The organism is Pseudomonas urethralis (assembly GCF_021602465.1).
Classification (GTDB): Bacteria; Pseudomonadota; Gammaproteobacteria; order Pseudomonadales; family Pseudomonadaceae; genus Aquipseudomonas; species Aquipseudomonas vlassakiae.
In genome coordinates, this window is sequence record NZ_BQIJ01000007.1 from 291,698 (window position 1) to 317,226 (window position 25,529).

A 25,529-nucleotide genomic window follows, 5' to 3' on the forward strand; every position below is an offset into this window, starting at 1 on the left:
GACGCCTCGACAAACCCGCGCCCACAGGAGCAGCAGATCTTCTAGGCATGTGCGGTCCCTGTGGGAGCGGGTTTACCCGCGAAGACGCCAATGCGGTTCAAAACTGGAGCAATCATGCAACACAACGTCATCCTGGTCCTGCTCGACGGCCTCAACTACCAGGTCGCGCACCATGCCATGGGCCACCTGCACGCCTACGTCGAGGCCGACCGCGCCGCGCTGTACCGTATGGAATGCGAATTGCCGTCGCTGTCACGGCCGCTGTACGAGTGCATTCTCACCGGCGTCGCACCGATCGACAGCGGCATCGTGCACAACAACGTCAACCGCCTGTCCAACCAGCGCAGCGTGTTCCACTACGCCCGCGAAGCCAACCTGGGGACTGCCGCGGCGGCCTATCACTGGATGAGCGAGCTGTACAACCGCTCGCCCTTCGACCCCCAGCGCGACCGCCACACCCACGCGCCGAAGCTGCCGATCCAGCACGGCCTGTTCTACTGGGACGACCGCTATCCCGACTCACACCTGCTCGCCGACGGCGAGTACCTGCGCCGCCGCCATGCGCCGAATTTCCTACTGGTGCATCCGATGAGCATCGACGACGTCGGCCACCGCCATGGCCTGGACAGCAGCCAGTACCGTAATGCCGCGCGCAGCGCCGATATCCTGTTGTCCGACTACCTGCCGCTGTGGCTGGAAGAGGGCTACCAGGTACTGGTCACCGCCGACCATGGCATGAACAACGACCGCTCGCACAACGGCCTGCTGGCCGAAGAGCGTGAAGTACCGCTGTTCGTGTTCGGCGACGCCTTCAGCCTCGACCCGGCCGCCAAACCGCTGCAGACCGAACTGTGCGGGACCATCTGCGAGCTGCTCGGGGCGGCGCACGACAAGTCGGTCTGCCGGGAGCTGCTCAAGTGAACCGTGGCCGCTACCTGGCCCTGCTCTGCCTGCTGCCGTTCGCCGTGTTCTTCGTGATCTTCCAGATCGCCCCGCTGGCCTGGGTGGCGATCAACAGCCTGCAATCGGAAGCAGGCTGGGGCATGGACAACTTCAGCAAGGTGTTCGCCTCGAAGTTCTATCTGCAGGCGCTGCAGCGCAGCCTGGAGATCAGCTTCTGGTCGAGCCTGTTCGGTATCGTCATCGCCACCCTCGGCGCCTATTCGCTGCGCCAGGTCGACTCGAAGCTGCGCGATTTCGTCAGCGCCTTCGCCAACATGACCAGCAACTTCGCCGGGGTGCCGCTGGCCTTCGCCTTCATCATCCTGCTCGGCTTCAACGGCGCGCTGACCCTGCTGCTGAAACAGATCGGCCTGCTGGAGGACTTCAGCATCTACTCCAAGAGCGGGCTGATCCTGGTCTACACCTATTTCCAGATCCCGCTTGGCGTGCTGCTGCTCTACCCCGCCTTCGACGCCCTGCGTGAAGACTGGCGCGAGTCGGCCGCGCTGCTCGGTGCCAGCCACTGGCAGTTCTGGCGGCACATCGGCCTGCCGGTACTGACCCCGGCGCTGCTCGGCACCTTCGTCATCCTGCTGGCCAACGCCCTCGGCGCCTACGCCACCGTGTACGCCCTGACCACCGGCAATTTCAACGTACTGCCGATCCGCATCGCCGGCCTGGTGGCTGGTGATATCAGCCTCGATCCGAACCTGGCCAGCGCCCTGGCGATGGTGCTGGTGGGGCTGATGACGCTGGTGACGGTGGTTCATCAATGGCTGCTCAAGAGGAGCTACCATGCGCGCTGAAAAAACTTCCGCCGGGTTCTACCATCGGCTGGTGGTGTACCTGCTGTTCCTGATCCTGCTGCTACCGCTGGCCGGCACCCTGCTCTACTCGTTGGCCACCAGCTGGTCGGCAAGCCTGCTGCCCAGTAGCCTGACCTTCAAGTGGTACGTCGCGCTGTGGAGCGAGCCACGCTTCCTGGCCGCGTTCGGCCAGTCGCTGCTGGTGTGCGTGGGCGCGCTGCTGCTGTCGGTGGTGCTGATCCTGCCGCTGTTGTTCGTGGTGCACTACCACTTCCCGAAACTCGACGCACTGATGAACATCCTTATCCTGCTGCCCTTTGCGGTACCGCCGGTGGTGTCGTCGGTGGGCCTGCTGCAGCTGTATGGCAGCGGCCCACTGGCGATGGTCGGCACGCCGTGGATCCTGATCGGCTGCTACTTCACCATCGCCTTGCCGTTCATGTACCGAGCAATCACCAACAACCTGCAGGCAATCAACCTGCGCGACCTGATGGATGCCGCCCAACTGCTCGGCGCCAGCACCTGGCAGGCCGCCCTGCTGGTGGTGCTGCCGAACCTGCGCAAAGGCCTGCTGGTGGCGCTGCTGCTGTCGTTCTCGTTCCTGTTCGGCGAATTCGTGTTCGCCAACCTGCTGGTCGGCACCCGCTATGAGACCTTGCAGGTGTACCTGAACAACATGCGCAACAGCAGTGGCCACTTCAACAGTGCGCTGGTGATCTCCTATTTCGCCTTCGTGCTGGTGCTGACGTGGGTCGCCAACCGCCTGAACAAGGACAAAACCTGACATGAGCTTCGTCAGCGTACAAAACCTGCAAAAAAGCTATGCCGGCAGCCCGGTATTCGAGCACATCGACTGCCAGATCGAACGCGGCGAGTTCGTCACCCTGCTCGGCCCCTCCGGCTGCGGCAAATCCACTCTGTTGCGTTGCATCGCCGGGCTGACCCCGGTAGACGGCGGCAAGATCCTCCTCGACGGCCACGACATCGTGCCGCTAAGCCCGCAGAAGCGCGGCATCGGCATGGTGTTCCAGAGCTATGCGCTGTTCCCCAACATGACCGTGGAGCAGAACGTGGCCTTCGGCCTGCGCATGCAGAAGGTCAAGGCCGATGAAAGCCAGCAGCGCGTGCGCGAAGCACTGGAGCTGGTGGAGCTGGGCAGCTTCGCCGGGCGCTACCCGCATCAGCTGTCCGGTGGCCAGTGCCAGCGTGTGGCCCTGGCCCGTTCGCTGGTCACTCGCCCGCGCCTGCTGCTGCTCGACGAACCGTTGTCGGCGCTGGATGCGCGCATCCGCAAACACCTGCGTGAGCAGATCCGCGCAATCCAGCGCGAACTGGGGCTGACCACCATCTTCGTCACCCACGATCAGGAGGAGGCGCTGACGATGTCTGACCGCATTTTCCTGATGAACCAGGGGCGCATCGTCCAGAGCGGCGATGCCGAAACCCTCTACACCGCGCCGGTGGACCTGTTCGCCGCCGGCTTCATCGGCAACTACAACCTGCTCGACGCCGACAGCGCCAGCCGCCTGCTGCAACGGCCGGTGGCCGGTCGCCTGGCGATCCGACCCGAGTCGATCACTCTGGGCCTGGACGGTGAACTGGACGCCGAGGTACGCAGTCACAGCCTGCTCGGCAACGTCATCCGCTACCGGGTAAACGTGCGTGAGGTGGAACTGGTGGTCGACGTGCTCAACCGCTCACCTGAGGACCTGCATGCCGACGGCCAGCGGGTCTCCCTGTCGATCGACCCCACGGCGTTGCGCGAAGTGGCTTAAGGAGAATCAGCAAGATGGCACTGGCAATTTTCGATCTGGACGAAACCCTGATCCACGGCGACTGTGCGTCGCTGTGGAGCGAACAGATGGCCCGGCTGGGCTGGGTCGACAGCAAGGCGTTCCTGCGCCGCGATCATGAACTGATGGAGGCTTACGGCAAGGGCCACCTGCGCATGGAAGACTACATGGCCTTCAGCCTGGAGCCGATTGCCGGGCGCACGCTGGAAGAGGTCGAGCACCTGGTGGAGCCGTGGGTCGAGGAGGTGATCGAGCCGCTCATCTACGGCGACGCCTGCCGCTGCATTGCCGAGCATCGCCGGCGGGGGGACCGGATCCTGATCATTTCCGCCTCAGGCACGCACCTGGTCGGGCCAATTGCGGCGCGGCTGGGGGTGGACGAGTACCTGGCGATCGAGCTGGAGGCAGTGAACGGGGTGTATACCGGCAACACCCATGGGGTGTTGACCTACCGCGAGGGCAAGATCACCCGCCTGCTGGAATGGCTGGATCAGGAGCAGGAGAACCTGGAAGGTGCAAGTTTCTACTCTGATTCGAGGAATGACCTGCCGCTGTTGCTGAAGGTCGATCATCCGCATGCGGTGAACCCGGATGGGGTGTTGCGCGAGCATGCCGAGAAGAATGGCTGGCCGGTGTTGAGCTGGAGCTGAAGCGCTGGGTGGGGCTGTACCGGCCTCTTCGCGGATGAACCCGCGAAGAGGCCAGGCCTGCTTACGCCAGGCTCGGGTCGATGACCATCACCAGCTTGCCGGACACCTGGTTGCTCTCAAGCTCGGCGTACGCCGCCTGGGCAAACTCCACCGGGTAGGTATCGACCAGTTGCGGCGACAGTCGCCCTTCGGCAAACAGCGGCCACACCTGCTGCTGCAGTTCGCGCAACAGTTCAGCCTTGAAGCCGTCATCACGGTTGCGCAGGGTCGAGCCGGTGATCTCCAGGCGTTTGCCCAGCACCTGTGCCAGGTCCAGTTCGAACGTGCGCCCGCCCATCAGGCCGATGATAACCCAGCGCCCGTCACGCGCCAGCAGCTTGAGGTTCAGCTCACCGTAGCTGGCACCCACCGGGTCCAGAATCACGTCGAACGGCCCAATGCCTTCCAGCGCGTCGAGGTTCTGGTTGCGTACCACGCCACCCGCAGCGCCCAGCGCCTCACAGTAGTCCAGGCGGTCCTGGGAACCGACACTGACCCAGATCGGGCTGCCAAAGGCCTTGCACAGCTGTATCGCCGCCGAGCCCACACCACTGGCACCCGCATGCACCAGCACCTTCTCACCGGCCTTCACCTTGCCCAGCTGGAAGATGTTCAGCCACGCCGTGGCATACACCTCCGGCAGTGCCGCCGCTTCATGCAGGCTCAGGCCCTCTGGCACCGGCAACACATGGCGCGCATCGACCACCACTTCTTCCGCCATGGCACCGCTGGCCAGCAGCGCGCAGACGCGGTCGCCCACACGCCAGTCAGCGCCGGCACCGACCTCCTCGATCACCCCGGCGCACTCCAGGCCCATGTATGGGCTCGCGCCTGGCGGCGGTGGATACAGCCCTTTCATCTGCAACAGATCGGCGCGGTTCAGCCCCGCTGCAGCCACGCGAATGCGCACTTGGCCCGCGTCACAGGCCGGGCGTTCGGCCTCGACCCAGGCCACATGTCCGTCAACGCCTTGCAATGCCTTCACAGTGCCTCCATAGTTGATTCACAGACTGAGCCTGAGGAGCCCGCTCCTCAGGCTTTTTTGCAGTATTTGCCCGGCTCTGATGGAACCGGCGAACGGATAAGACGGCCTACTATGCGTGATCAATTGCCTCCACGTCGAATCAGCATGAAGCATTTCCTTCCCAGCACCGCCCTGGCCCTGATGGTTGGCCTGGGCAGCCTCACGCTCGGCGGCAATGCGGCGGCCGCCAACAAGTGGGACAGCCTGCAGCCGGACCGCGACGAAATCGTCGCCAGCCTCAATGTCGTGGAGCTGCTCAAGCGTCACCACTACAGCAAGCCGCCGCTCGATGACGCCCGCTCGGTGATCATCTACGACAGCTACATCAAGCTGCTCGACCCGGCCCGCAGCTACTTCACCGCAGCCGACATCGCTGAATTCGACAAGTGGAAGACGCAGTTCGACGACTTCCTCAAGAGCGGCAACCTCGACCCCGGCTTCACCATCTACAAGCGCTACCTCGACCGCGTCAAGCAGCGCCTGGACTTCGCCCTGGCCGAGCTGGCCAAGGGCGTCGACAAGATCGACTTCACCACCCATGAAACCTTGCTGATCGATCGCAAGGATGCCCCGTGGGAGAAGGACCAGGCCGCGCTCGACGAACTGTGGCGCAAACGCGTCAAGGACGAGGTGCTACGCCAGAAGATCGCCGGCAAGGAGCCGAAGCAGATCCAGGAAACCCTGACCAAGCGCTACAAGAACCAGCTGGCGCGTCTTGACCAGACCCGGGCCGAAGACATTTTCCAGGCCTACATCAATACCTTCGCCCAGTCCTACGACCCGCACACCAACTACCTGTCGCCGGACAACGCCGAGAACTTCGACATCAACATGAGCCTGTCGCTCGAAGGCATCGGCGCGGTGCTGCAGAGCGACAACGACCAGGTCAAGATCGTACGCCTGGTGCCGGCAGGCCCGGCCGCCAAGACCAAGCAGGTGGCACCGGCCGACAAGATCATCGGCGTCGCCCAGGGCAACAAGGAGATGGTCGACGTGGTCGGCTGGCGCCTGGACGAAGTGGTCAAGCTGATTCGTGGCCCGAAAGGCTCGGTGGTGCGCCTGGAAGTCATCCCGGCCAGCAATGCGCCAAGCGACCAGACCAGCAAGATCGTCTCGATCACCCGCGAAGCGGTGAAGCTCGAAGAACAGGCCGCGAAGAAGTCGGTGCTCAAGCTCAAGCAGGACGGGCGTGACTACAAGCTCGGCATCATCGAGATCCCGGCCTTTTACCTGGACTTCAAGGCTTACCGCGCCGGTGACCCCGAGTACAAGAGCACCACGCGCGACGTGAAGAAACTGCTCACCGAGCTGCAGAAGGAAAAAGTCGACGGCGTGGTGATCGACCTGCGCAACAATGGCGGTGGCTCGCTGCAGGAAGCCACCGAGCTGACCAGCCTGTTCATCGAGAAAGGTCCGACCGTGCTGGTCCGCAACAGCGACGGCCGCGTCGATGTGCTCGAGGATGAGAACCCGGGCGCCTTCTACAAAGGCCCGATGGCGCTGCTGGTCAACCGCCTGTCAGCCTCGGCCTCGGAGATCTTCGCCGGCGCGATGCAGGACTACCACCGTGCGCTGATCATCGGTGGCCAGACCTTCGGCAAAGGCACCGTGCAGACCATCCAGCCTCTCAACCATGGCGAGCTGAAGCTGACCCTGGCCAAGTTCTACCGCGTTTCCGGGCAGAGCACCCAGCATCAGGGCGTGCTTCCGGACATCGACTACCCATCGATCATCGACACCAAGGAAATCGGCGAAAGCGCCCTGCCGGAAGCCATGCCGTGGGACACCATCCGCCCGGTGGTCAAGCCCGCAGTCGATCCGTTCAAGCCGTTCCTGGCCGACCTCAAGGCCAAACATGACGCTCGCAGCGCCAAGGACGCCGAGTTCACCTACATCCGTGACCGCCTGGCACTGACCCAGAAGCTGATGGACGAGAAGACCGTCAGCCTCAACGAGCAGGAGCGACGTGCCCGCCACGATGACGTTGAAGCCAAGCAGCTGGCCATGGAGAACATCCGTCGCAAGGCCAAGGGCGAGGAGCCACTCAAGGAACTGAAGAAAGTCGACGAGGACGCCCTGCCGGAAGAGGATGACAAGACCAAGCCGGAAGATGACGCCTACCTGGCCGAGACCGGTCGCATCCTCATCGACTACCTGAGCGAAAGTACCAAGATGGCCAAGAAGTAACCGACCGATGATGGCGAATTAATGTGATCCGTCATCAAACAGTCATGGCACTTTCGTGAAATAGAGGGGCCGGGCATGCAAATGCCCGGCCCTTTCATTTTCAGGATACCGTCATGACCGTCGCCGAACAGCTCAGTGCCTTGAGTGTAATCCTGGCTCAGCGCAGCATTCACAGCTTGTTCCAACCGATCGTCTGCCTCAGCGAACGGCGGGTCTTCGGCCATGAAGCCTTGAGCCGTGGCCCCTCCAACAGCCCGCTGCATTCGCCCTTGAACTTGTTCGCCATCGCCCGCCAGGCCGGTCAACTGACCGAACTGGAGGCCGCGTGCCGTGAAAGCGCGTGCCGACGCTTCAGCGAACAGGGGCTCGACGGCAAGCTGTTTCTCAACATCTCGCCCGAATCGCTGCTCGAACCGCACTATCCTTCCGGGCGCACCCTCAAGCTCCTCGAACAAGTGGGGTTGCCGCCCAGTCGGGTGGTGATCGAGCTTACCGAGCAGACCCCTACCGACGATTTCCAGCTGTTGTCCAACGCCTTGCACCATTATCGCGACATGGGCTTTTCCATCGCCCTGGACGACCTCGGCGCCGGCTATTCGAGCCTGCGCCTGTGGTCGGAGCTGCGTCCCGAGTACGTGAAGATCGACCGCCACTTCATCGATGGCATCCACCGCGACCCGCTCAAGCGCGAATTCGTCGGCTCCATCTTGCAGATTGCCAGGGCCTCCAAGGCGCAAGTGATCGCCGAAGGGATCGAGCTGCCGGAAGAGCTGGCGGTATTGACCGAGATGGGCGTGGACCTGGTCCAGGGCTACCTGATGGGACGGCCGCAGGATATGGGGGTGCGAGAAGATCAGCAGCTACTGGCTCAAGTGCTGCCGGCGGCCTTGGTCGAACAGCCAACGGTGGGGCTGAATGCCACCCTTGGCCAGGTCATGGATTTGTTTGGCCGCTATGGTGACCTGAAGGAACTGGATATACGGGATGCCGATGGCAACCCTTGCGGCGTGATCCATCGAGATGCTCTGTCTGTGCTGGCCTCCTCGCGGCGGTTCGACACCCCGAAGAGGCCAGCACAGGGAGTCCACACCGTTCAAGCATGCTCGGGATAACTGTACTCAAACACCCGAACGACCTCGGAGGCATGCCAGGACGCCGCCTCCATGCCATCCACCGGCCCCGCGAAACGCCCCAGGCGCTCCACACACTCGAAAAAGCCGGTGCGCGGCAGGCGGCTGGCACCCTGGCTGATCACCAGCGAGCTGCGCAAGGGCTGCTCGGCACGGGCATCGAGCACCGCCAGGTATTCCAGCGCAGCGGTGAGGGTCTGCATGGCCGGGCTGGGCAATTGCAGGCGCTCGATCAGTGCACGGTAGGTGAGCAGGTGGCGTTGACGGCGGGCCAGGTCAAGCTCGTCCAGCAGGTTCTGCCATTGCTGTCGGCTGATCCTGACCTGGCTCATGACGGCTCGCTCCAGCCGGCCACCCCCAGATGCCAGGCCAGGGCGCGGCGGATCGCGGCATCCGGCTGGCGCTCACCCGATTCGATCATGGCCAGGTAAGCCGGGCTGACCCCGACATTACGCGCCAGTTGCTCAGGGGCGATGCCTTTGGCCTGGCGCAGTTGTGCCACTTCGCTGAACGCTGGCAGGCTGGCTGCAGGCGCGCTTTGCTGCGCGGGTTCGGCAACCGCCTCGGCGGGCGCTTCCCCGGCTGCCTTGAGCAAGGCCTGGTACTGCTCCCAGGGCACGACAGCGTACTCGGGTTGACCGTCCCGGCTAATAACCTGAATACCCATTACAACCCCCTTACGTAAGGATTACCGCATGTAATCCGTAGGCATAACGCTTATGCCAATTATATTACCAAGCGCGGGAGTCTGTGGGGACTTGCTCGATTTCAGTGCGTATTGCGCTCCAGCCGCAGTGCTTCCGGGGTGTCGGGCAGGCGTTCGACCACCCGTAGGCGCTCAGGCGCCTGGCTGTCGCGCCAGGCCTTGAAGCGCGCCAGCTCATCGGCCACGGTCTTCAGGACCCAGCCGAGCACAGCGATGTCATCGAGAAAACCGACACCCAGAATCCAGTCGGGAATGGCGTCGATGGGGCTGACGAAGTACAGCAGGCCGGCGACGATGGTCACCAGTGCCTTGGGACTGATGGCGCGGTATTCACCCCGCCACCAGGCCAGGCACAGCGACTGCAGCAGCTTGACGTCGTCGCGCAGCTGGCCGATGCGCGGGCCTTTGCGGGCTACTGCGAACAGCAAGGCCGGCAAGCGGCCACGGCTGAGCAGGCGCTCGGCCAGAGGCAGGAAACGGGCGAAATTCCAGGGTGCGCTCATGGAGCCTCCAGCAGGGAAAGGTTATCCACATTTATTGTGGATAACCTTGTGAACAGGGCGAAGTTTGTGACGGCGGGCGCCCACAAGGCAAGGGTCCCGCTCAGATCGGGCGTTTTTTACGCAGCCGTTTCAGATCTGCAAACGATCTGCGTCAGAAGCTTCTGGCTTCTTCACACTGCACTTGCTCGGACAATCGCCGCCGCACGAGGTTCGCCGAATGAGCCTTCACAAACGACAACGCCCCGTCAGGACGGGGCGTTGTGCAAGTACCAGCCGTTGTTACTTGGCAGGTGCTTCGGCCGGGGCTTCAGCTTCGGGTGCTTCGCCACCCTGCAGCTGGGCCGGGTCCTTGATGGCGATCAGTTCCAGGTCGAACACCAGCACCGAGTTGGCCGGGATCAGCGGGCTCGGGCTTTGCGCACCGTAGGCCAGCTCAGCCGGGATGAACAGTTTGTACTTCTCGCCAACGTGCATCAGCTGCAGGCCTTCGACCCAGCCTGGGATCACACCGCTGACGGGCAGGTCGATCGGGCTGCCACGCTCGACCGAGCTGTCGAACACCTTGCCATCGATCAGCTTGCCTTCGTAGTGAACGGTGACCACGTCGGTCGGCTTTGGCTGCGGGCCGTCGGCCTTCTTCACGACTTCATACTGCAGGCCAGAGGCGGTGGTAACCACACCAGGCTTCTTGGCGTTCTCTTCGAGGAATTTCTTGCCAGCACTGGCAGCTTCTTCGCTGGCCTTGGCCAGGCGCTCTTCGGCGCGCTTCTGCAGCGCGGTGAAGGCTTCTACCAGCTCTTCGTCCTTGATGCGTTGCTCTTTCTTGCCGACAGCGTCTTCGATGCCGAGAGCGACCGCTTTCGAATCGAGATCTTCCATGCCTTCCTGAGCCAGGCTCTTGCCCATGTTCAGGCCGATACCGTAGGAGGCTTTCTGTGCCGGAGTTTTCAGCTCGGGGCTGCTGGCTTGTTGATCACAGCCAGCCAGTACCAGGCCTACCAGGGCAACCGCAGCCGCCAGACGATGCTGTTTCATGCTATTTCCTTGTTCATGCGCCATAAGGGCAATCAGGGTAAAGCCGCGAGCTTATCAGGCGGCCATCACCAATGGCTACCGGCATAGGAGCGGGTTTTCGTAAGGAAGTTCAGTAGGTAAAAGCTTCTTCATGGAAGCTTTACAGCCATTTGCCAGTATTGACCCGTTGTGCCGGGTTTTCCTGGTTTTTGTGGCTTTTTATTTCGGTGGGTTCTGAGTGAGGTTGGTCGGGAGTGACAGGGGCCTGGATTGGGATGGTGTGATGGCCACCAGGGGCCTGCCACAACAGATTAAGCGCCAGGTACCTCAAGGATACCGCCCCTCCCGATACTGCTCTGCAAGCTCGCGCAGCACCTCGCAAACCCACTGCCCCGGCAAACTCAGCGGCAAGGCAGCGTTGCGGCAGATACCCACCGACCCGCCCGGTTCGCGCACGCCCAGGTCAAGCTCGGCCAGCTCCCCGCGGCGCAAATCAAGCAGCACCGCATCCATCGGCGCCACCCACAACGCATCGCTACCCAGCAGATAACGCCGGCTCAACGCCAACGACAAGGTCTCCAGGCGCTGCGCCGGCATCTGGATGCCGCACTGCACGAACAGGCTGTCGGCATGCTGGCGAATGGTGGTGCCCGGCGGTGGCAGCACCAAGGGATACTGCCCGACCCGCTGCCGCTCCACCGGTGCACTTGCCAGCAAAGGATGGCCGGGGCGCACCACCAGGGCCATGGACTCGCTGTACAGGTGCTCGAATGACAGCCCCTGGATCTGTGGGCTTTCGGTCATGCGCCCGACCACCAGTTCCAGCTCGCCCAGGTGCAGTTGCCCAAGCAACTGCGCACTGACCCCGGTGACCACGCTGATCACCAAGGCCTCATGGCGCTGATGCAGGCGGCACAGCACTTCGGGCATGAGCAGCCCCTCGACCGTCGACAGCACGCCGATGCGCACCTGCGACGGTGCCCGCGCCTCACCGCGCAGGCTGCTGACACCATCACGCAGCGCCTGCACGCTAGGCCCGGCGTAACGCATGAACCGCGTGCCAGCCGGGGTCAGCTCGACGCCCTGGCGGCTGCGTTCGAACAGGCGCGCTTCGAGCAGGTCCTCGAGTTCCTTGAGGGTCTTGGAGATCGCCGGCTGGCTGATCGCCAGAATATCCGCCGCCCTGGCCAGGCTGCCCTGCCGGGCAATCTCCAGGAAACACAGCAGGTGACGGTACTTGATACGGGTGTCGAGGTTCATGCCGGCAAGCTTACCGCATCGCCACCTGCGGCGTATCCGGGTCGCGCTGCTGGCGGCGGAACTGCCCTGGCGGCAGGCCGTGGATCTGGCGGAAGCGCCGCGAGAAGTAGGCCTCATCGGCAAAGCCACAAAGCCGCGCCACCTCGCCCACCGGGCGGCTGCCATTGAGCAGGTAATTGCGTGCAGCGTGCATGCGCCGCTCCAGCACCAGCTCGCTGAAGGTCTTGCCGATTTCCTTGCGCAGCCAGTGGGTCAGGTAGGTCGGCGACAGGTAGGTGGCGGCGGCGACTTTCTGCAGGTTCAGATCGGGATCGTCGATATGCCGGCGCAGATACTCGCTCATGCGGCCCAGTGCGGCGCGGCGGCTGAGCTGCGCGGCATTGCTGTCGGCCAGTTCGCGCAGCGGCTCGGCGTACAGGCCGCAGACCTGGCCGATGAGCTGCAGCAGCAGGCCCTTGAGCATTTCGCGGCTACCGAAGCGGCGATTGGCATCCAACGTGCGCATCCGATCGAGGATCTGCCGCACCTCGGCGAAGTCGGCCTCGTCGAGGCAGAAGTCGAGGTGCTCCTGGAAGCGGAACGGTGACAGCTCCGGGGCCTGCAGGATCGACACCTCCTCCAGGTCCATCGGGTCGCAGGCCAGGTGCGGCAAGAGGAACGTCTGGGAGAAATTGATCACCACGAAGTCGCTGTCGGCCGGATGCGGGATCACATGCACCCGGTGCGGCAGGATGAAGGCCAACGTGTTGCGCTCGAAGGGGCGCTGCACGCTGCCGATGTGCTGCACCGTGTCGCCGCCGAAGTTTACCTGGATCTGGAAGTACTCGTGACGATGCGGCGCGGTCTCGGCGGGGCGACCGCGCTGGTCGCGGATGTAGAAATCCATCAGCTCGCTGCGCTGCTGCATGACGTAGGTCGGGACCTCGCGCTTGGGGGGCATGGGCAATCTCCGAGTGGCGGGGCTTTTAGTTGTACGATGTCCAAACTCCGCAATTTAACCCCTTCTGCAAAAACCTGCGCAACAGCAAATCCATACAACCCGCATAAAACGCGGCATTCAGCAAGAACTCCGGGCAAAACCCTGACAGTGGATTTTCTTGGACAGCACCAACCTAGCTCACCCTCTGTAAAAAAAACGGTCTAAAACCGCCATTGCATTCGATTCGTTGTACGACCACCTTAGAAAAGGGACTGCAGCCCAACCTCTACCAACAACAACAAACGAGGTCGACTCATGTCGAGCACGCCTACCCCTCGCGCCGCGTCGTCATTCGCGCTGGACGCGGCCCCTGCCCAGCGTCTGCCCACCCGCCGCCGCTGGTTCATGCTGTCGCTGTTGTTAGTGGCGACCATCATCAACTATGTCGACCGGGTGAACATCTCCATCGCTGCGCCGTTCATGGCCAAGGACCTGGGCCTGGACAAGGTCGAGATGGGCCTGATCTTCTCCGCCTTCGCCTGGACCTACGCCCTGGCCCTGGTACCGGCCGGTTTCATCGCCGACCGCTTCGGCTCGCGCCTGACCTACGGCGTGTCGCTGATCAGCTGGTCGGCGGTCACCGTGGCCCAGGGCCTGGCCGGCGGCTTTGCCTCACTGTTCGGCCTGCGCCTGGCAGTCGGTGCCATGGAAGCCCCGGCTTTCCCGGCCAACAGCCGCGCGGTCACGGTGTGGTTCCCGGCCCGCGAGCGCGGCATGGCCAGCAGCATCTACGTGTGTGGCCAGTACCTGGGCACCGCACTGTTCACCGGCGCGCTGCTGTGGCTGGCGACCACCTACGACTGGCGCCATGTGTTCTACAGCACCGGCCTGGTCGGCATCCTGTTCGGCGTGGTGTGGCTGTGGCTGTACCGCGACCCGCTGAACTGCAAGCAGGTCAGCCCGCAGGAACTGGCCTACATCGAGCAAGGCGGCGGCCTGGTGAAAAGCAGCCAGGAGCGTACCCGTTTCGACTGGCGCCAGGTTGCCGAGCTGTTCCGCTACCGGCAGATCTGGGCCATCTGCCTGGGCAAGTTCGCCAGCACCTCGGCGCTGTACTTCTTCCTCACCTGGTTCCCCACCTACCTGATCGAAGAGCGCCAGCTGACCTTGATCAAGGTCGGCCTCTTCGCCGTCATGCCGTTCATTGGCGCCACGGTGGGCATCCTCCTCGCGGGGATCGTTTCCGACCTGCTGATCCGCAAGGGTCACTCGCTGTCATTCGCCCGCAAGCTGCCGCTGGTGGTGGGTTCGATGCTGGGCATGTCGATCGTGCTGGTGAACTTCACCGACTCCAATCTGGTGTGCATCGCCATCCTTACCCTGGCGTTCTTCGCCCAGGGCATCGCCTCGGCGTCGTGGGCGGCGGTGTCGGAGGTGGCGCCCAAGGAACTGATCGGCCTGACCGGCGGGATCACCAGCCTGGCGGCGAACATCGGCGGCATCGTCACGCCCATCGTGATTGGCGCGATCGTGCATGCCAGCGGCTCGTTTGCCATGGCGTTCTGGTTCATCGGTGGGGTGGCGTTGATGGGCACCCTTTCGTATTCGCTGCTGCTTGGGAAGCTGTATCGGATCGAGCTGAAGACCGGGGCCTGATCCGAGGAATGCGTCGGTGGTACCGGCAACTTCGCGGCTGAAGCCGCTCCTGCAGGGGGTAGCGCCAGGCCTGACGGCAGTGCTGTACCTGTGGCAGCGGCCTCAGCCGCGAAAGGGGCGGCACAGGTTCCCGGGATAGTCCAAGCCGACCCCGTTTTCGTCCAACTTTGCCGGCCAGCCTCTGCCTTACGCTGGCCACTCCAGCACGGAGGATCCATCCATGACCTACCTGTTCAACCCGCCGCCCATCGTCAGCCTGCCGATCCGCGGCAGCGCTGTGCGCTTCCCGGTCGGCCGGGTGTTCTGCCTGGGCCGCAACTACCCCTGGCCGGAGACCTACGGCCCGGCGCCACAAGAGCCTGTGTTCTTCATGAAACCGGCGAGCAACGTGGTCGAGGCGCAGGGTGAACTGCCCTTCCCACCGCAGACCGATGAGTTCTGCCACGAAATCGAGCTGGTCGCAGCCATCGCCAAGGGCGGTGCCAACATTGCGCCGGGACATGCCCTGGAACATGTGTTCGGCTTTGCTGCCGGCCTCGACATGACCCGTCGCGACCACCAGCGCAGGGCCAAAGCCGAGGGCCTGCCGTGGGAAGGCGCCAAGGTGTTCGAAGCCTCGGCACCGATGAGCGCCATCGTCCCTGCCAGCGAATGCGCCTGGCCACTGGACGCATCGCTGTGGTTGCAAGTGAACGGACAGGAGCGCCAGCGTGCCCACCTCAGTCAGCAGACCTGGGCGCTGGCCGAAGTGATCAGCCGGCTGTCCCGCCAGCTACCGCTGCGCCCCGGTGACCTGATCATGACCGGCAGCCCGCCCGGCGTGGCGCCGCTGAACCCGGGCGACACGATCCACGCCGGCATCGATGGCATCGGCGAACTGCACCTGCGCGTCGGCCCTCGCCCTGCCGGGCAAGCCGCCAACGCTGCCTGAATCCACTGGAGTCCTCTATGAGCCAAAACAACAAAGTCGCCCTGGTCACCGGTGCCGGCAGCGGCATCGGCCGCGCTGTCGCCCTCGCCCTGCTGGAAGACGGCTTCAGCCTGATCCTCGCCGGTCGCCGCGCAGAGCCGCTGCAATCGGTAGTTGAGCAAGCGCTGGCAGCCGGTGGTGAAGCCTTGGCCGTACCCACCGACGTACGCGATGAACAGAGCGTCGCACAGCTGTTCGCCACCATCGAAGAGGTTCATGGGCGCCTCGATGTGATCTTCAACAACGCGGGCATCAATGCCCCCGCCGTGCCGGTCGACGAGCTGCCGCTGGAGAACTGGCGCAACGTCATCGCCACCAACGTCGACGGTGTGTTCCTGTGCGCCCGTGCCGCCTTCGGCCTGATGCGCCGCCAGCAGCCGCAAGGCGGGCGGATCATCAACAACGGCTCGATCTCGGCGCACACCCCGCGCCCGTTCACGGCGCCCTACACCGCCAGCAAGCACGCGGTGCTCGGCCTGACCAAGGCTCTGGCGCTGGATGGCCGCCCGTACAACATCGTCTGCAGCCAGGTGGACATCGGCAATGCCCTGACCGAACTGTCCGAGCGCATGACCCGTGGTGTGCGCCAGGCCAATGGCGAGACCGCCGCCGAGCCGATGCTCGACGTGCGCCATGTGGCCGATGCGGTGCGCTACATCGCCGCGCTGCCCTTGGACGCCAACGTACTGAACATGACCGTGATGGCCAGCAACATGCCGTTCGTTGGCCGTGGCTGATCCCTGTTCCTGATGGAGTGACCGATGAAACCTGAAGTCCTGCAACTGAGCCCGATCCTCATCCCGCACATCCGTGAGCGCCTGGAACAGCTGTTCACCGTGCACCGCTACTACGAGCAGGCCGACAAGGACGCCTATGTCAGCCAGCATTCCGACAACATTCGCGGCGTGATCACCGGTGGCCACACCGGCATCAGCCAGGCGCTGATGGCGCGCCTGCCCAACCTCGAAGTGATCGCGGTCAATGGCGTCGGCACCGACGCGGTGGACCTGCCCTATGCCCGCGACCGTGGCATTCAGGTGACAGCGACCATCGGCGCCCTCACCGAGGATGTCGCCGACCTCGCCATCGGCCTGCTGATCAGCGTGTGCCGTGGCATCTGCACCGGTGACCGCTTCGTCCGCGCCGGCCATTGGGCTGCCAGCGCCACGCCACTGGCACCGCTGCCGCTGGCCCGCCAGGTATCGGGCATGCGCGTGGGCATCGTCGGCATGGGCCGGGTCGGCCGCGCCGTGGCGCAGCGGGCGGCGGCGTTCGGTTGCCCGATTCGCTACACCGATCTGCAGGCGCTGGAAGTGCCTTATGGTTTCGAGGCGGATCTGCTGCAACTGGCCAAGGACAGCGATGCGTTGATTCTGGCGGCCGCAGCCGACAAGGGCGAAGCGCTGGTCAACCGTGAGGTGCTCCAGGCGTTGGGCGCCGAGGGGTATCTGATCAACATCGCGCGCGGCAAGCTGGTGGATGAATTGGCGTTGATCGCGGCGCTGGAGGCCGGCGACATCGCTGGCGCGGCGCTGGATGTGTTTGCCGATGAACCACGGGCGCCCGAGGCCTTGTTCGAACGTGAGGATGTGGTGCTGCAGCCGCATCGCGCCAGTGCCACGGTGCAGACCCGCACGCGCATGGGCGAGATGGTCGTCGCCAGCCTGGTGGATGTGTTTGCCGGGCGTAAGCCGCAGGGGTTGGTGGTCTGATTTGGACCTGCAGTGAGAACGGTGAATGGCAAGCTGACTGCCATTTACCGCTCCACTTTTTGCCGCACAGACAATTAAGTTGCTTCTGCTCACATGGCTGGAAAGTTATTTAAGGACAAGCCCTACAAGTTTTGAAGAAGAGCCAACCTCCTCTGAGAATTGATTCCTCGTTAGTGTTCAGGTGCAACCAAGACGCACCTGTTCGCTAACCAACCGTTGGCCGGCATAGCCGCGCGATGACGGGTGAAAGAGGAACTTTCATGCTCCAAAAGTCTGATTCCAACAGCAAGAAAGCGGATACGCCAAGTGTCACTCAAGCAATAAACGAACACAACGCCGCGTCCATTCTCGAGCGCTCTGCATGGAGCGCCAGTCCCTCTTCCCACTCGCCAAGAAGCCAACCCGAATTCGCTGAATTGCCTGAGCGCTACCCGGCCGACCCTGACTTCCAACTGCGCGGCACCTTCCACAATCCGATGATTGTTGCGGCGATGCCGCTGTTCGGCCTGGTAATGCGCCTGCGCACGTTGGACGACCTGCCCAACATCCTGGAGGTGCACCAGCAGGTGCGTACCCAGGTCGACCACATCGTCGAGGAAATGCGCCAGCGCGGTCATGAGGCCGCGCAACTGCTGGCTTATTCCTACGCCCTGTGCCTGTACCTGGACGAGGCGGTGAACGCCCTGCTCCGGCAGATCTGCACGCTCATCCGGAAAGTGCGTGGCCCGGTACCGGAACAGGTCTGCGCCCCCCTGGCCAATGTCGCCCCGAGCAACGTCCGCATGCGCCGCCAGTGGCCATGGTGGAGCCCGTTGCTGATCAGTGCCGCAGCCATGGCGGTGGTGTACGGGATTTACAGCTGTCGCCTGCAGCTGCTGACCGCCGAAGTGCTGGAGTCGCTCAACCACATCCTGCAGCAATGATTCTGCTTCTGGAGCCTTTATGCCTGGACAATCCGATCTGCGTTACAGCTTCCAGCCCCTGGCGGCTGATATCGAACTCGAAGTGGTGTCATTCAAGCTCGATGAAGCACTCAGTAAACCTTTCGAGTTGCACCTGGACTTGATCAGCTTCTACGACGATGTTGACTTCAGCCAACTGCTGGACAAGCCCGCCTTGTTCACTATCTGGGACGCAGACCGCCCGGTGCGTTACGTACACGGATTGATCAGCAGCTTTCGCCAGGGCGACAGCGGCTTCCACCGTACCTATTACCGCGCCGTGGTCGAGCCTCAGCTGGCCCGCGCCGGATTGCGCTCGAACTGGCGCATTTTCCAGCAGAAGACCGTGCCACAGATCCTCGAACTGATGCTCCAGCGCCAAGGCATCCTGCGCTTCGATCTGAGTACCGGCTCGGACCATCAGGCCCGCGAATTCTGCGTCCAGGCTGGCGAGACCGACCTTGAGTTCATCACCCGTCTCGCGGCAGAGGACGGCTTCGTCTACAGCTTCGAGCACAGCCCCAGGCAGCACAAGCTGCTCATCACCGACCGTTTGTTATCACTGGGCCTGATCAGACAGGGTCCCGTTCAGGCCAAGGGCGAGCACCAAGGCGCCTACGAAGCAGAGGATGCACGCCGCCCCGCCCCTGTGCTGTACCACGTCAACAGCGGTGGCGACCAGGCACAGCCATGCCTGCGGCGTTTCCACTACAGCGAAAACGTCCGCACTGCACGCCAGGCCCAGCGTGACTACACCTTCGTCCACCCATCCTATCGCCTGGATCAGCACGCCGAGGCCAAGGGCGAAGTGCATCAGTCCATGGACTACGAGCGCTTCGACTTCCCTGGGCGCTACAAGCGCGAAGCAGTCGGCATCCCCTTCACCCAGACCCGTCTTGCCGGCTTGCGCCACGACGCACGCATCGCCGAAGTCAAAGGCGACGACGTGCGCCTGCAACCGGGCCAGGCCTTCACCCTCACCGGCCACCCGCGCGACAACCTCAATGTGCTGTGGCGAGTGATCAGCGCCCACCACGAGGGCACCCAGTTCACCAGCCTGCAGGAGGGTGCTGCCGAGGCCAAACAGGGCACCCATTACGAGCAGAGTGCCGTGCTGGTCCCCGGCATGGCCGAATGGCGACCGGCACCTCTGCCCCGGCCACGCGTGGACGGTCCGCACATGGCGACCGTGGTCGGTCCGCCCGGCGAGGAGATCTTTTGCGACGAGTGGGGTCGGGTCAAGGTCAGCTTCCCCTGGGACCGGGAGAGTGAGGACAACGAGTTCAGCTCCTGCTGGGTGCGCGTGTCGCAAGCCTGGGCCGGCGGCAGTTGGGGCTCGATGGCCATCCCGCGCATCGGCCAGGACGTGATCGTCCAGTACGTCAATGGCGACCCCGACCAGCCGATCATCACCGGGCGCACCTACTGCGGTAACCAGCTGCCGCCCTACGACCTGCCGAAACACAAGACGCGCATGACCATCAAGAGCCAGACCCACAAGGGCGATGGCTACAACGAGCTGCGTTTCGAGGATGAACTGGGGCGGCAGGAGGTGTTCATCCATGCCGAGCGAAACCAGAACAATGTGGTCAAGCATGACGAGACCACGCGCGTCGGGCGTAACCGCGTCGAACAGGTCGGCAATGACGAACAGCTGAAAGTGGGTAATGACCTGATACAGGAAACCGGGCGCGACCGCACTCACAGGGTCGGGCGCAGCTGCCAGGTGGACATCGGCAAGGATCTGGTCGAGCAAGTCGAAAATGACCATCGTGAGACCACAGGTGCCAATCACCATATCGCCATCGGCGGGCAGAGCGAGCTGCACATCAAAGGACGACAGCAGATCACCATCGGCGGGGGCGTGAACCAGCAAACCACCCTCTACCAACTGCAGGCCAGTGAACGCATCGAATTCAAAAGCCCCGGTGGCAGCATCGTCCTGGATCAGCAAGGCATCACCTTGAACGGCCTGACACTCACCTTGCTCGGCCCGACCAAAGCGGCCATCGAGGGATCGGGAAACACGCTGGACCTGGATCTGCTCGCCAATGCCAGCGACAGGTGCGAGGAAACAGGCCGATGAACCGTAAAGCCTTGGTCGAACTCCTCAGCGAACATCATCACACCGGGCAGTACAGCTATGTCCTGCTGGACCCGCTGGCAGTCTCGGAAGGTAGCGAGCACTCAGCTCTCGCTAGCCTGAAGTCGCTATTGGGCGACGGTGCGATGACACGCGTGACTCGGCCCGACCTGCCCCTTGCACCTGGTTTGCATCCCGTGCTCGTGTGCCTTGGCTCACCTGGCAGCGTGCCTGACGCCGCGCTGCTGGAGCTGACAGCACAGGCTGCCGAACGCGACATGCATCGACGCAAGCGCCAGGTCTGCGGTTGGCTGCTCAGCGAAGCGCCGCCCGCTGCCATTGCAGCACACCTGACCGCGCTGTGCCGTTTGCCAGAGGCATCCGGAGCGACGGCGATTCACCCTGTTTACGAACCGCTGCGCCTGGAGTTGCTGGCCGCGATGTTCGAGCGTGCGGAACAGGGACCGTGGTGGCCGATCGAGCGCTGGGTGTTCGTGACCAGTGGCGGCAGCCTGGCGAGCCTGAAAGGTCGGCCCCGCAACCAGCGTGGCCTGCCTGCGGGCGCCATCGGCGTGCAGCAGGACGCCGCGCTGATCGAGGCCGTGTTAGCCGCATGGAGGAAATTGCCTGCGCTTCCCGGTGCCCGCGAGATCCCTCCATTTGCTGCCGTACGGGCAGCCAACCATCTCGATGACGCGCGCGGGCTCGGCTTGAAGGCCGAGCGGGACATTCTGGTCATGGCCCTTCACCTGCTCCGGCTGCACCCGCGCCTGCACACACAGAAAGCCGTGCGCGACATGATCGACATGGCCATCCGTCAGCAACGGCCTCTCGCCGAGATGTTCGCGCACTTTACCGACTCGAGCTGGCAACGCCTGGTTGCAGCCACTCCCCAGCCAGAGGCTTACCCATGAGCATCACTCAAGACATTGCCAATGCAGTCGCCGAAGTCGACTTCCTTCTCACCCCCTGCAAGGCTTGCCAACGCCAGGGCCTGCCCATCCTCCCCCTGCGCCACGCTGTAGTCCCCGACACTCGCCCCGGCAGCGATCCCGCGACACAAACCCGGAGGGGCCTGCGCACGCTGCGCAGTGGTTACCTCTACGTGCTGCTCGACCAGCGCATCTGGCACGCCTACGAAGTCACTGCTCAAGGTCACCTGCGTCGCTTCGACCCCTACGAACCCAACCCGGGGCCACCACCGTCGCTGCCCGAGCGCTGCATGCATGAGGACCACGACATTCCCTCGTCCTTCCTCAACATCGACACCGACACTTACGGCACGGCCTGGCTGGCGTTCTCCAGTGATCCCTGGCCGGTCGCCGTGCTGCAGGCCTACAAGAGCGGCCAGTACCCTGCACATCGCTTCGAGGGCCTTGACCTGATCCAGGCGCGCAAGCACCCCGAACTGCTGGGCCTGGCCATGACCCCGGACAACCTCCAGGTCGACCGCGAGGTATTCGAGTATGCCCAGCAATTGAACGGGCCGTTCGACAGTGCTCATGGTTTCCACAGCCGCTTCCTGCGCAAGACTGCCTTGCGCGGTTACCTGACCAACGCCATCGCCAGGCACAAGCTGGAGAACGGCGTGCTGGCGGTGGTGCTCGACGACACCGTCGGCCTGATCCAGGAGTACAACCACCAGCGCCTGAACTGGGTGGTCAAGCGCCAGGCCTGGCGCGAGGATCCGCTGCGCGCCTACCAGCTGCAGACCTCGCAGATCCTGCAGATCATCCGTGCCACTCAGCGCGAATGGGCGGCGCAAGAGGTGCCGACGTTCGAGCCACAGACCGGCGACGGGCCGCCTGTATTCATCGATTCCGAAGTAGAGCGCCAGCGCGTGGTCGAAATGGCCCAGCTAGAAAGCGATAAGAAGCTCGAGGAACGCTATGACGAACCCCGGCGCGCGGCATTCCAAGCAGAGTATGAACAAGAGGAAGCCCGCTTCCAGGCCTACATCGACCGGCATGCCGGCACCTACGCGAAACTGTGCGAAAGCCCGGCATTCGCCCTCATTGAACGCCACGACTACGACGGCCGGGACCGCGAGTCGGGCATCGCCTACAGCAAGACCATGGCCGCCTGCCTGGCCGGCGGCATCACCGAAGCGCTTGCTGCCAGCGCCGAATCGTCCCCGCCAGCACCCGACACCAGTGAAGCGCTGTGGTTGAAGTGGCTGCAAGAGCCGAACAGCCCGCCCTATCGGGCGCTGCTGCTCCGCGACGGCCCACTGCTGACAGCATTGCTGCCAAGCTTTTCGCCGACCGAGCCGACCAACTGGAACGACAGCGAGAAGCTCTACAACGCCTTGAGCAAGTTCATTACCAGTGAAGATGCGGGCCTGAAGATGCGTGATTCGCTCAGACAGGCCATCACTGAACTACAGGGCGCAGTCAATGCCGCCAGCCAGCGCCTGCAGGCACACCTCGACCCTGGCATCCAGCAGGCTGTGCGGCACCTGAACAGCGTCAGTCAGCGGGTTTACAACGGTGTGCACCTCATCGAGTTGCAGGTGCAGATGAAGCTGGGCGAGTACTACGCCTTGCAAAGCGCTCATCTGCGGGAACTGCAGAACAGCGCCAGCCAAAAACTGGCCAAGGCGCGGGAAGGCATGATGTTGTCCCTCGACGAACTACAAGCTGGCGTGCAGAACGGAGCGCGCAAGGTCAAACCGATCATCCAGACCGGGCTGTTGAGCCTGGCCGTGCTCGACCCGAAGGTGGCACATCAGGTAATCCCGGTCAGCGTCTGGGTCGAAGGCACGGCGTATGACCTTCATGAGCGCTTGGCCCGGGAAGTGAAGCTGAACGTCAACCAACTGAATGACGCCGCAAAGATGGCGTTGGTGGAAATCAAGGTGGCAGCGGGGACGCTGGAACTGGATGCGCGCAGATCACTGAATGGCATGAAGATCAGTGCGGGCCAAGCATCGCAATTGGTACGAGACAGCTTCACCGGACTCCGAGGAACGGGAAAAGGCTGGGAGTTGCTGCTTTCTTTGGGCGGACTTTACTTGATGAGCGACAGCTTTGAGAAAAACCTTAAAGCGACGAAAGAGGAAATTAGCCCGAAGTCCAGAGAGGCCCTGATGGCATTATACGGTTCCAGCATTGGCACACTCGGTAGTGCTGTAGAGCTTGCCGGGCTGTCAATTCCTCGCAGGATAAACACAAGCAGTACCGCCGCTCTTGGCCGGACAGTTGCGAGAACCGGAGCAGTCATCAGCGCAGTTGCGGGAATTTTTGAGTCCGTCTATTTATTGACCGCAGCGAACCGCTCTTTTAAGGACGGTGACAGCAACGCTAGAACTTGGTACTCCTTTACTGCAGTTTTAGCCGCAGGCGGAGCTATTAGTGGCATTAGAGCCGTATTCAGCCCATTACTTGTTGGAGCTTTAGGCGTCACTATCATTCTGAACCTCCTTACTTTCTATTTCACTAAATGGGCTGAAAAGCAGAAATCAACACGACTAGAGTATTGGGCTAGACGCTGCTTTTTCGGGTTCGCTAACGAGTCTCCGCGCATTCATTGGAATTCGCCAAGTCATGCTGACATCGCATTTGCTGAACTAAATGCAGCCACGCTTTCCTTGACGGGCGGACTGACATTAGAAAGCACCAAGAAAGACCCGGCAAGCCCAAAAACAGGAGGGCGCGCAAATGTAGAGTTGCAACACAGCATAAAATTTCAAGTTACAATCCCACATTACAACGAGGCTATTTCCAGTTACCACTTGGCTCTGATCTTACATCGCCAAGGAGATGGCAATGCTCCGAACCATATCGGCGGAGAGGTCGTAATCAATGAACAACACCTACCGCCACGCATCCCGACAAGAACTTCATTCTATGCCTCAATGAGGCCAATTCATCCACCTAGATCTGCTGACTACATCGCCAACGCAACAATAGTCAACCCAATACATCAACAACCGGCCAAATCTGGCGAGCGCCCTAACATGTCATTTAGTGGCAGTATTGCATTGACCCCTGACATAGGCAGACACAACATATTGGCCGCCTCGCTTCTTATAACTTACTGGCCAGACCGGAGCATCCCAGAAGCCTATGCCGAAACAGCAATACAGGAAAAAATTTAATGAGCCACACTCAACGCCCAGCCGGCTGGAAATATGATTTAAATGCGATTGACCACCCCAGTCACGCACAACTTATCAGCAGTAACATAGAGGCACCACTGGAGAACATAGACGAGAACATGCTTGAAATACCAAGACGTTCTGTCAATTTCAGAGGCCCTACCCTAATAACAGGATCCCTATTACTTCTCGCCACTGCATACATAGAAGCCGAAGCAATTTATTACAGCTTATTCATAGCAAACAAAACAGATCTCGAATTTATCGCAGCAACATTGGGTGCCAGCATCATCTTATTCGCCATCCTGACACCCTCCATTCGCATGGATATCGGACGACCTTGCAACGAACCCATACGCTTCAACAGACATCGCCGAAAGGTCTATTTCTATCAATACCGATTTGACTTGCTTCACCCTTTCGGTCGTAAAAATTGGGGGGTGAAGCCGGTGGTCTATGACTGGGATGACCTCACCGCCGAGGCTTATCGGATCTACGGGGCCATGGGTTACGGCGGATTAAGAGAGGAGGTGATGCTTTCGGTCCGCAAACCCGGTACTGACGAAGTGATTGATCGAGTTTTCCTTGCCGACGATATTGAAAAAGGCGAGCAGTACTGGGCCATTGCCAGGCTATTCATGCAGCAAGGCCCCGAAGCACTTCCCGACTTTATTCACACCTCGAAAGAGCATGAAGAATCAACGAATCCTGACGCGTTGGAAAATGTTGCTCTTGGCAACCCGTTTGACCGCCTTGCTCCCAAAGTCCAGTGGCCCACCGAAATGGACCTGGAATCCCGCACCGCCCCCGCCCCAGGAGAACAACCATGAAACCTGTGGTGCTCGTCGGCCACTCCCAAGTCTGCCCGATCCACGGCAAAGGCGTCGTGGAAACCGGCAGCCCCCACTACACCTTCAACGGCAAGGCCGTGGCCAGGGTCGGTGACCGGACAAGTTGCGGGGCAGTGATCGTCAGCGGCTCGGCGGCCTACCAGATCGAAGGCAAGGCCGTGGCGCGCCAGGGCGATCGAACTGACCATGGTGGGTATCTGGAAGAAGGCGATGCTGGCTGGCAACTTGAATGATCTGCCTGGCC

At 62.4% G+C, this 25,529-nt stretch carries 24 protein-coding genes; 17 read left to right on the forward strand and 7 right to left on the reverse strand.

Annotated elements, in window-relative coordinates; translation table 11 throughout:
• The first annotated feature begins 114 nt into the window (after positions 1 to 114).
• The 5 genes from L6D64_RS14500 to L6D64_RS14520 are packed head-to-tail and all read left to right on the forward strand — an operon-like array spanning position 115 to position 4,191.
• Positions 115 to 921, forward strand: coding sequence for an alkaline phosphatase family protein (locus tag L6D64_RS14500; protein WP_054886423.1), 807 nt, complete (start codon positions 115 to 117; stop codon positions 919 to 921).
• Positions 918 to 1,748, forward strand: a complete 831-nt coding sequence (locus tag L6D64_RS14505; protein ID WP_054886424.1) for an ABC transporter permease — start codon at positions 918 to 920, stop codon at positions 1,746 to 1,748. Before L6D64_RS14500 ends, L6D64_RS14505 begins: the two co-directional genes overlap by 4 nt.
• Positions 1,738 to 2,532 carry an ABC transporter permease gene (locus L6D64_RS14510; RefSeq protein ID WP_176507181.1) on the forward strand — a complete coding sequence of 265 codons (795 nt, stop codon included), beginning with the start codon at positions 1,738 to 1,740 and terminating at the stop codon, positions 2,530 to 2,532. Before L6D64_RS14505 ends, L6D64_RS14510 begins: the two co-directional genes overlap by 11 nt.
• Before the next feature lies 1 nt (position 2,533).
• Positions 2,534 to 3,523, forward strand: a complete 990-nt coding sequence (locus L6D64_RS14515) for an ABC transporter ATP-binding protein (RefSeq protein ID WP_176507182.1) — start codon at positions 2,534 to 2,536, stop codon at positions 3,521 to 3,523.
• Positions 3,524 to 3,537: 14 nt separating this feature from the next.
• Positions 3,538 to 4,191 (forward strand): HAD family hydrolase, encoded by a 654-nt coding sequence (locus L6D64_RS14520; RefSeq protein WP_176507183.1) that lies wholly within the window; start codon positions 3,538 to 3,540, stop codon positions 4,189 to 4,191.
• A 61-nt stretch (positions 4,192 to 4,252) separates the two neighbouring features.
• Here L6D64_RS14520 and L6D64_RS14525 read toward each other — a convergent pair whose 3' ends face one another.
• Complete coding sequence (locus L6D64_RS14525; protein ID WP_176507184.1) at positions 4,253 to 5,215, reverse strand: NAD(P)H-quinone oxidoreductase; 963 nt, start codon at positions 5,213 to 5,215, stop codon at positions 4,253 to 4,255.
• Between the two features lie 144 nt (positions 5,216 to 5,359).
• Here L6D64_RS14525 and L6D64_RS14530 point away from each other — a divergent pair, with 144 nt between their 5' ends.
• Both L6D64_RS14530 and L6D64_RS14535 read left to right on the forward strand, forming a co-directional pair.
• Entirely contained in the window at positions 5,360 to 7,441 is a 2,082-nt protein-coding gene (locus tag L6D64_RS14530; protein ID WP_176507185.1) for a carboxy terminal-processing peptidase, read from the forward strand.
• 113 nt (positions 7,442 to 7,554) lie between these two features.
• Positions 7,555 to 8,553, forward strand: coding sequence for an EAL domain-containing protein (locus L6D64_RS14535; protein ID WP_176507186.1), 999 nt, complete (start codon positions 7,555 to 7,557; stop codon positions 8,551 to 8,553).
• Here L6D64_RS14535 and L6D64_RS14540 read toward each other — a convergent pair.
• The 6 genes from L6D64_RS14540 to L6D64_RS14565 all read right to left on the reverse strand — a co-directional run bounded on the left by L6D64_RS14540 (position 8,535) and on the right by L6D64_RS14565 (position 12,994).
• A complete protein-coding gene (locus L6D64_RS14540; RefSeq protein ID WP_176507187.1) occupies positions 8,535 to 8,903 on the reverse strand; it encodes a hypothetical protein in 369 nt (122 codons plus the stop codon). The genes L6D64_RS14535 and L6D64_RS14540 overlap by 19 nt on opposite strands.
• Positions 8,900 to 9,238, reverse strand: a complete 339-nt coding sequence (locus L6D64_RS14545) for a helix-turn-helix domain-containing protein (RefSeq protein ID WP_176507188.1) — start codon at positions 9,236 to 9,238, stop codon at positions 8,900 to 8,902. Before L6D64_RS14545 ends, L6D64_RS14540 begins: the two co-directional genes overlap by 4 nt.
• A gap of 101 nt (positions 9,239 to 9,339) precedes the next feature.
• Complete coding sequence (locus L6D64_RS14550) at positions 9,340 to 9,780, reverse strand: YkvA family protein (RefSeq protein WP_054886433.1); 441 nt, start codon at positions 9,778 to 9,780, stop codon at positions 9,340 to 9,342.
• Between the two features lie 279 nt (positions 9,781 to 10,059).
• Entirely contained in the window at positions 10,060 to 10,815 is a 756-nt protein-coding gene (locus L6D64_RS14555) for a BamJ family beta-barrel-assembly machinery protein (protein ID WP_027918134.1), read from the reverse strand.
• A 306-nt stretch (positions 10,816 to 11,121) separates the two neighbouring features.
• Positions 11,122 to 12,054 carry a pca operon transcription factor PcaQ gene (pcaQ, locus tag L6D64_RS14560; RefSeq protein ID WP_176507189.1) on the reverse strand — a complete coding sequence of 311 codons (933 nt, stop codon included), beginning with the start codon at positions 12,052 to 12,054 and terminating at the stop codon, positions 11,122 to 11,124.
• A 10-nt stretch (positions 12,055 to 12,064) separates the two neighbouring features.
• Positions 12,065 to 12,994, reverse strand: coding sequence for a helix-turn-helix transcriptional regulator (locus L6D64_RS14565; RefSeq protein ID WP_176507190.1), 930 nt, complete (start codon positions 12,992 to 12,994; stop codon positions 12,065 to 12,067).
• Between the two features lie 294 nt (positions 12,995 to 13,288).
• Between L6D64_RS14565 and L6D64_RS14570 the strand changes: the two genes are divergently transcribed.
• The 10 genes from L6D64_RS14570 (at position 13,289) to L6D64_RS14615 (ending at position 25,518) form a co-directional block, all read left to right on the forward strand.
• Positions 13,289 to 14,629: an MFS transporter gene (locus tag L6D64_RS14570; RefSeq protein WP_176507191.1), complete on the forward strand. Its 1,341-nt coding sequence runs from the start codon at positions 13,289 to 13,291 to the stop codon at positions 14,627 to 14,629.
• Positions 14,630 to 14,849: 220 nt separating this feature from the next.
• Positions 14,850 to 15,560, forward strand: coding sequence for a fumarylacetoacetate hydrolase family protein (locus L6D64_RS14575; RefSeq protein ID WP_176507192.1), 711 nt, complete (start codon positions 14,850 to 14,852; stop codon positions 15,558 to 15,560).
• Positions 15,561 to 15,577: 17 nt separating this feature from the next.
• Positions 15,578 to 16,336 carry an SDR family oxidoreductase gene (locus tag L6D64_RS14580; protein ID WP_176507193.1) on the forward strand — a complete coding sequence of 253 codons (759 nt, stop codon included), beginning with the start codon at positions 15,578 to 15,580 and terminating at the stop codon, positions 16,334 to 16,336.
• Between the two features lie 24 nt (positions 16,337 to 16,360).
• Positions 16,361 to 17,311 carry a 2-hydroxyacid dehydrogenase gene (locus L6D64_RS14585; protein ID WP_176507194.1) on the forward strand — a complete coding sequence of 317 codons (951 nt, stop codon included), beginning with the start codon at positions 16,361 to 16,363 and terminating at the stop codon, positions 17,309 to 17,311.
• A gap of 260 nt (positions 17,312 to 17,571) precedes the next feature.
• Positions 17,572 to 18,234 carry a DotU family type IV/VI secretion system protein gene (locus L6D64_RS14590; RefSeq protein WP_176507195.1) on the forward strand — a complete coding sequence of 221 codons (663 nt, stop codon included), beginning with the start codon at positions 17,572 to 17,574 and terminating at the stop codon, positions 18,232 to 18,234.
• 19 nt (positions 18,235 to 18,253) lie between these two features.
• Entirely contained in the window at positions 18,254 to 20,338 is a 2,085-nt protein-coding gene (locus L6D64_RS14595) for a type VI secretion system Vgr family protein (protein WP_176507196.1), read from the forward strand.
• Entirely contained in the window at positions 20,335 to 21,249 is a 915-nt protein-coding gene (locus L6D64_RS14600; protein ID WP_176507197.1) for a hypothetical protein, read from the forward strand. Before L6D64_RS14595 ends, L6D64_RS14600 begins: the two co-directional genes overlap by 4 nt.
• Positions 21,246 to 24,434 (forward strand): T6SS effector BTH_I2691 family protein, encoded by a 3,189-nt coding sequence (locus tag L6D64_RS14605; RefSeq protein ID WP_176507198.1) that lies wholly within the window; start codon positions 21,246 to 21,248, stop codon positions 24,432 to 24,434. The genes L6D64_RS14600 and L6D64_RS14605 overlap by 4 nt, the downstream gene beginning before the upstream one ends.
• Complete coding sequence (locus L6D64_RS14610; RefSeq protein ID WP_236192479.1) at positions 24,434 to 25,264, forward strand: DUF6708 domain-containing protein; 831 nt, start codon at positions 24,434 to 24,436, stop codon at positions 25,262 to 25,264. The genes L6D64_RS14605 and L6D64_RS14610 overlap by 1 nt, the downstream gene beginning before the upstream one ends.
• The gene (locus L6D64_RS14615) at positions 25,261 to 25,518 is read left to right on the forward strand and encodes a PAAR domain-containing protein (RefSeq protein ID WP_176507199.1); all 258 of its coding nucleotides are present in this window, start codon (positions 25,261 to 25,263) and stop codon (positions 25,516 to 25,518) included. Before L6D64_RS14610 ends, L6D64_RS14615 begins: the two co-directional genes overlap by 4 nt.
• The last annotated feature ends 11 nt before the right edge of the window (positions 25,519 to 25,529 follow it).

Bases quoted from the DNA above. Each gene is read 5' to 3' on its own strand.
- L6D64_RS14570 (WP_176507191.1), top strand. From the start codon at position 13,289: ATGTCGAGCACGCCTACCCCTCGCGCCGCGTCGTCATTCGCGCTGGAC.
- L6D64_RS14535 (WP_176507186.1), top strand. From the start codon at position 7,555: ATGACCGTCGCCGAACAGCTCAGTGCCTTGAGTGTAATCCTGGCTCAG.
- L6D64_RS14540 (WP_176507187.1), bottom strand. From the start codon at position 8,903: ATGAGCCAGGTCAGGATCAGCCGACAGCAATGGCAGAACCTGCTGGAC.
- L6D64_RS14565 (WP_176507190.1), bottom strand. From the start codon at position 12,994: ATGCCCCCCAAGCGCGAGGTCCCGACCTACGTCATGCAGCAGCGCAGC.
- L6D64_RS14605 (WP_176507198.1), top strand. From the start codon at position 21,246: ATGAGCATCACTCAAGACATTGCCAATGCAGTCGCCGAAGTCGACTTC.
- L6D64_RS14600 (WP_176507197.1), top strand. From the start codon at position 20,335: ATGAACCGTAAAGCCTTGGTCGAACTCCTCAGCGAACATCATCACACC.
- L6D64_RS14520 (WP_176507183.1), top strand. From the start codon at position 3,538: ATGGCACTGGCAATTTTCGATCTGGACGAAACCCTGATCCACGGCGAC.
- L6D64_RS14610 (WP_236192479.1), top strand. From the start codon at position 24,434: ATGAGCCACACTCAACGCCCAGCCGGCTGGAAATATGATTTAAATGCG.
- L6D64_RS14555 (WP_027918134.1), bottom strand. From the start codon at position 10,815: ATGAAACAGCATCGTCTGGCGGCTGCGGTTGCCCTGGTAGGCCTGGTA.
- L6D64_RS14550 (WP_054886433.1), bottom strand. From the start codon at position 9,780: ATGAGCGCACCCTGGAATTTCGCCCGTTTCCTGCCTCTGGCCGAGCGC.
- L6D64_RS14615 (WP_176507199.1), top strand. From the start codon at position 25,261: ATGAAACCTGTGGTGCTCGTCGGCCACTCCCAAGTCTGCCCGATCCAC.
- L6D64_RS14515 (WP_176507182.1), top strand. From the start codon at position 2,534: ATGAGCTTCGTCAGCGTACAAAACCTGCAAAAAAGCTATGCCGGCAGC.
- pcaQ (WP_176507189.1), bottom strand. From the start codon at position 12,054: ATGAACCTCGACACCCGTATCAAGTACCGTCACCTGCTGTGTTTCCTG.
- L6D64_RS14590 (WP_176507195.1), top strand. From the start codon at position 17,572: ATGCTCCAAAAGTCTGATTCCAACAGCAAGAAAGCGGATACGCCAAGT.
- L6D64_RS14530 (WP_176507185.1), top strand. From the start codon at position 5,360: ATGAAGCATTTCCTTCCCAGCACCGCCCTGGCCCTGATGGTTGGCCTG.
- L6D64_RS14500 (WP_054886423.1), top strand. From the start codon at position 115: ATGCAACACAACGTCATCCTGGTCCTGCTCGACGGCCTCAACTACCAG.
- L6D64_RS14585 (WP_176507194.1), top strand. From the start codon at position 16,361: ATGAAACCTGAAGTCCTGCAACTGAGCCCGATCCTCATCCCGCACATC.
- L6D64_RS14510 (WP_176507181.1), top strand. From the start codon at position 1,738: ATGCGCGCTGAAAAAACTTCCGCCGGGTTCTACCATCGGCTGGTGGTG.
- L6D64_RS14545 (WP_176507188.1), bottom strand. From the start codon at position 9,238: ATGGGTATTCAGGTTATTAGCCGGGACGGTCAACCCGAGTACGCTGTC.
- L6D64_RS14595 (WP_176507196.1), top strand. From the start codon at position 18,254: ATGCCTGGACAATCCGATCTGCGTTACAGCTTCCAGCCCCTGGCGGCT.
- L6D64_RS14575 (WP_176507192.1), top strand. From the start codon at position 14,850: ATGACCTACCTGTTCAACCCGCCGCCCATCGTCAGCCTGCCGATCCGC.
- L6D64_RS14580 (WP_176507193.1), top strand. From the start codon at position 15,578: ATGAGCCAAAACAACAAAGTCGCCCTGGTCACCGGTGCCGGCAGCGGC.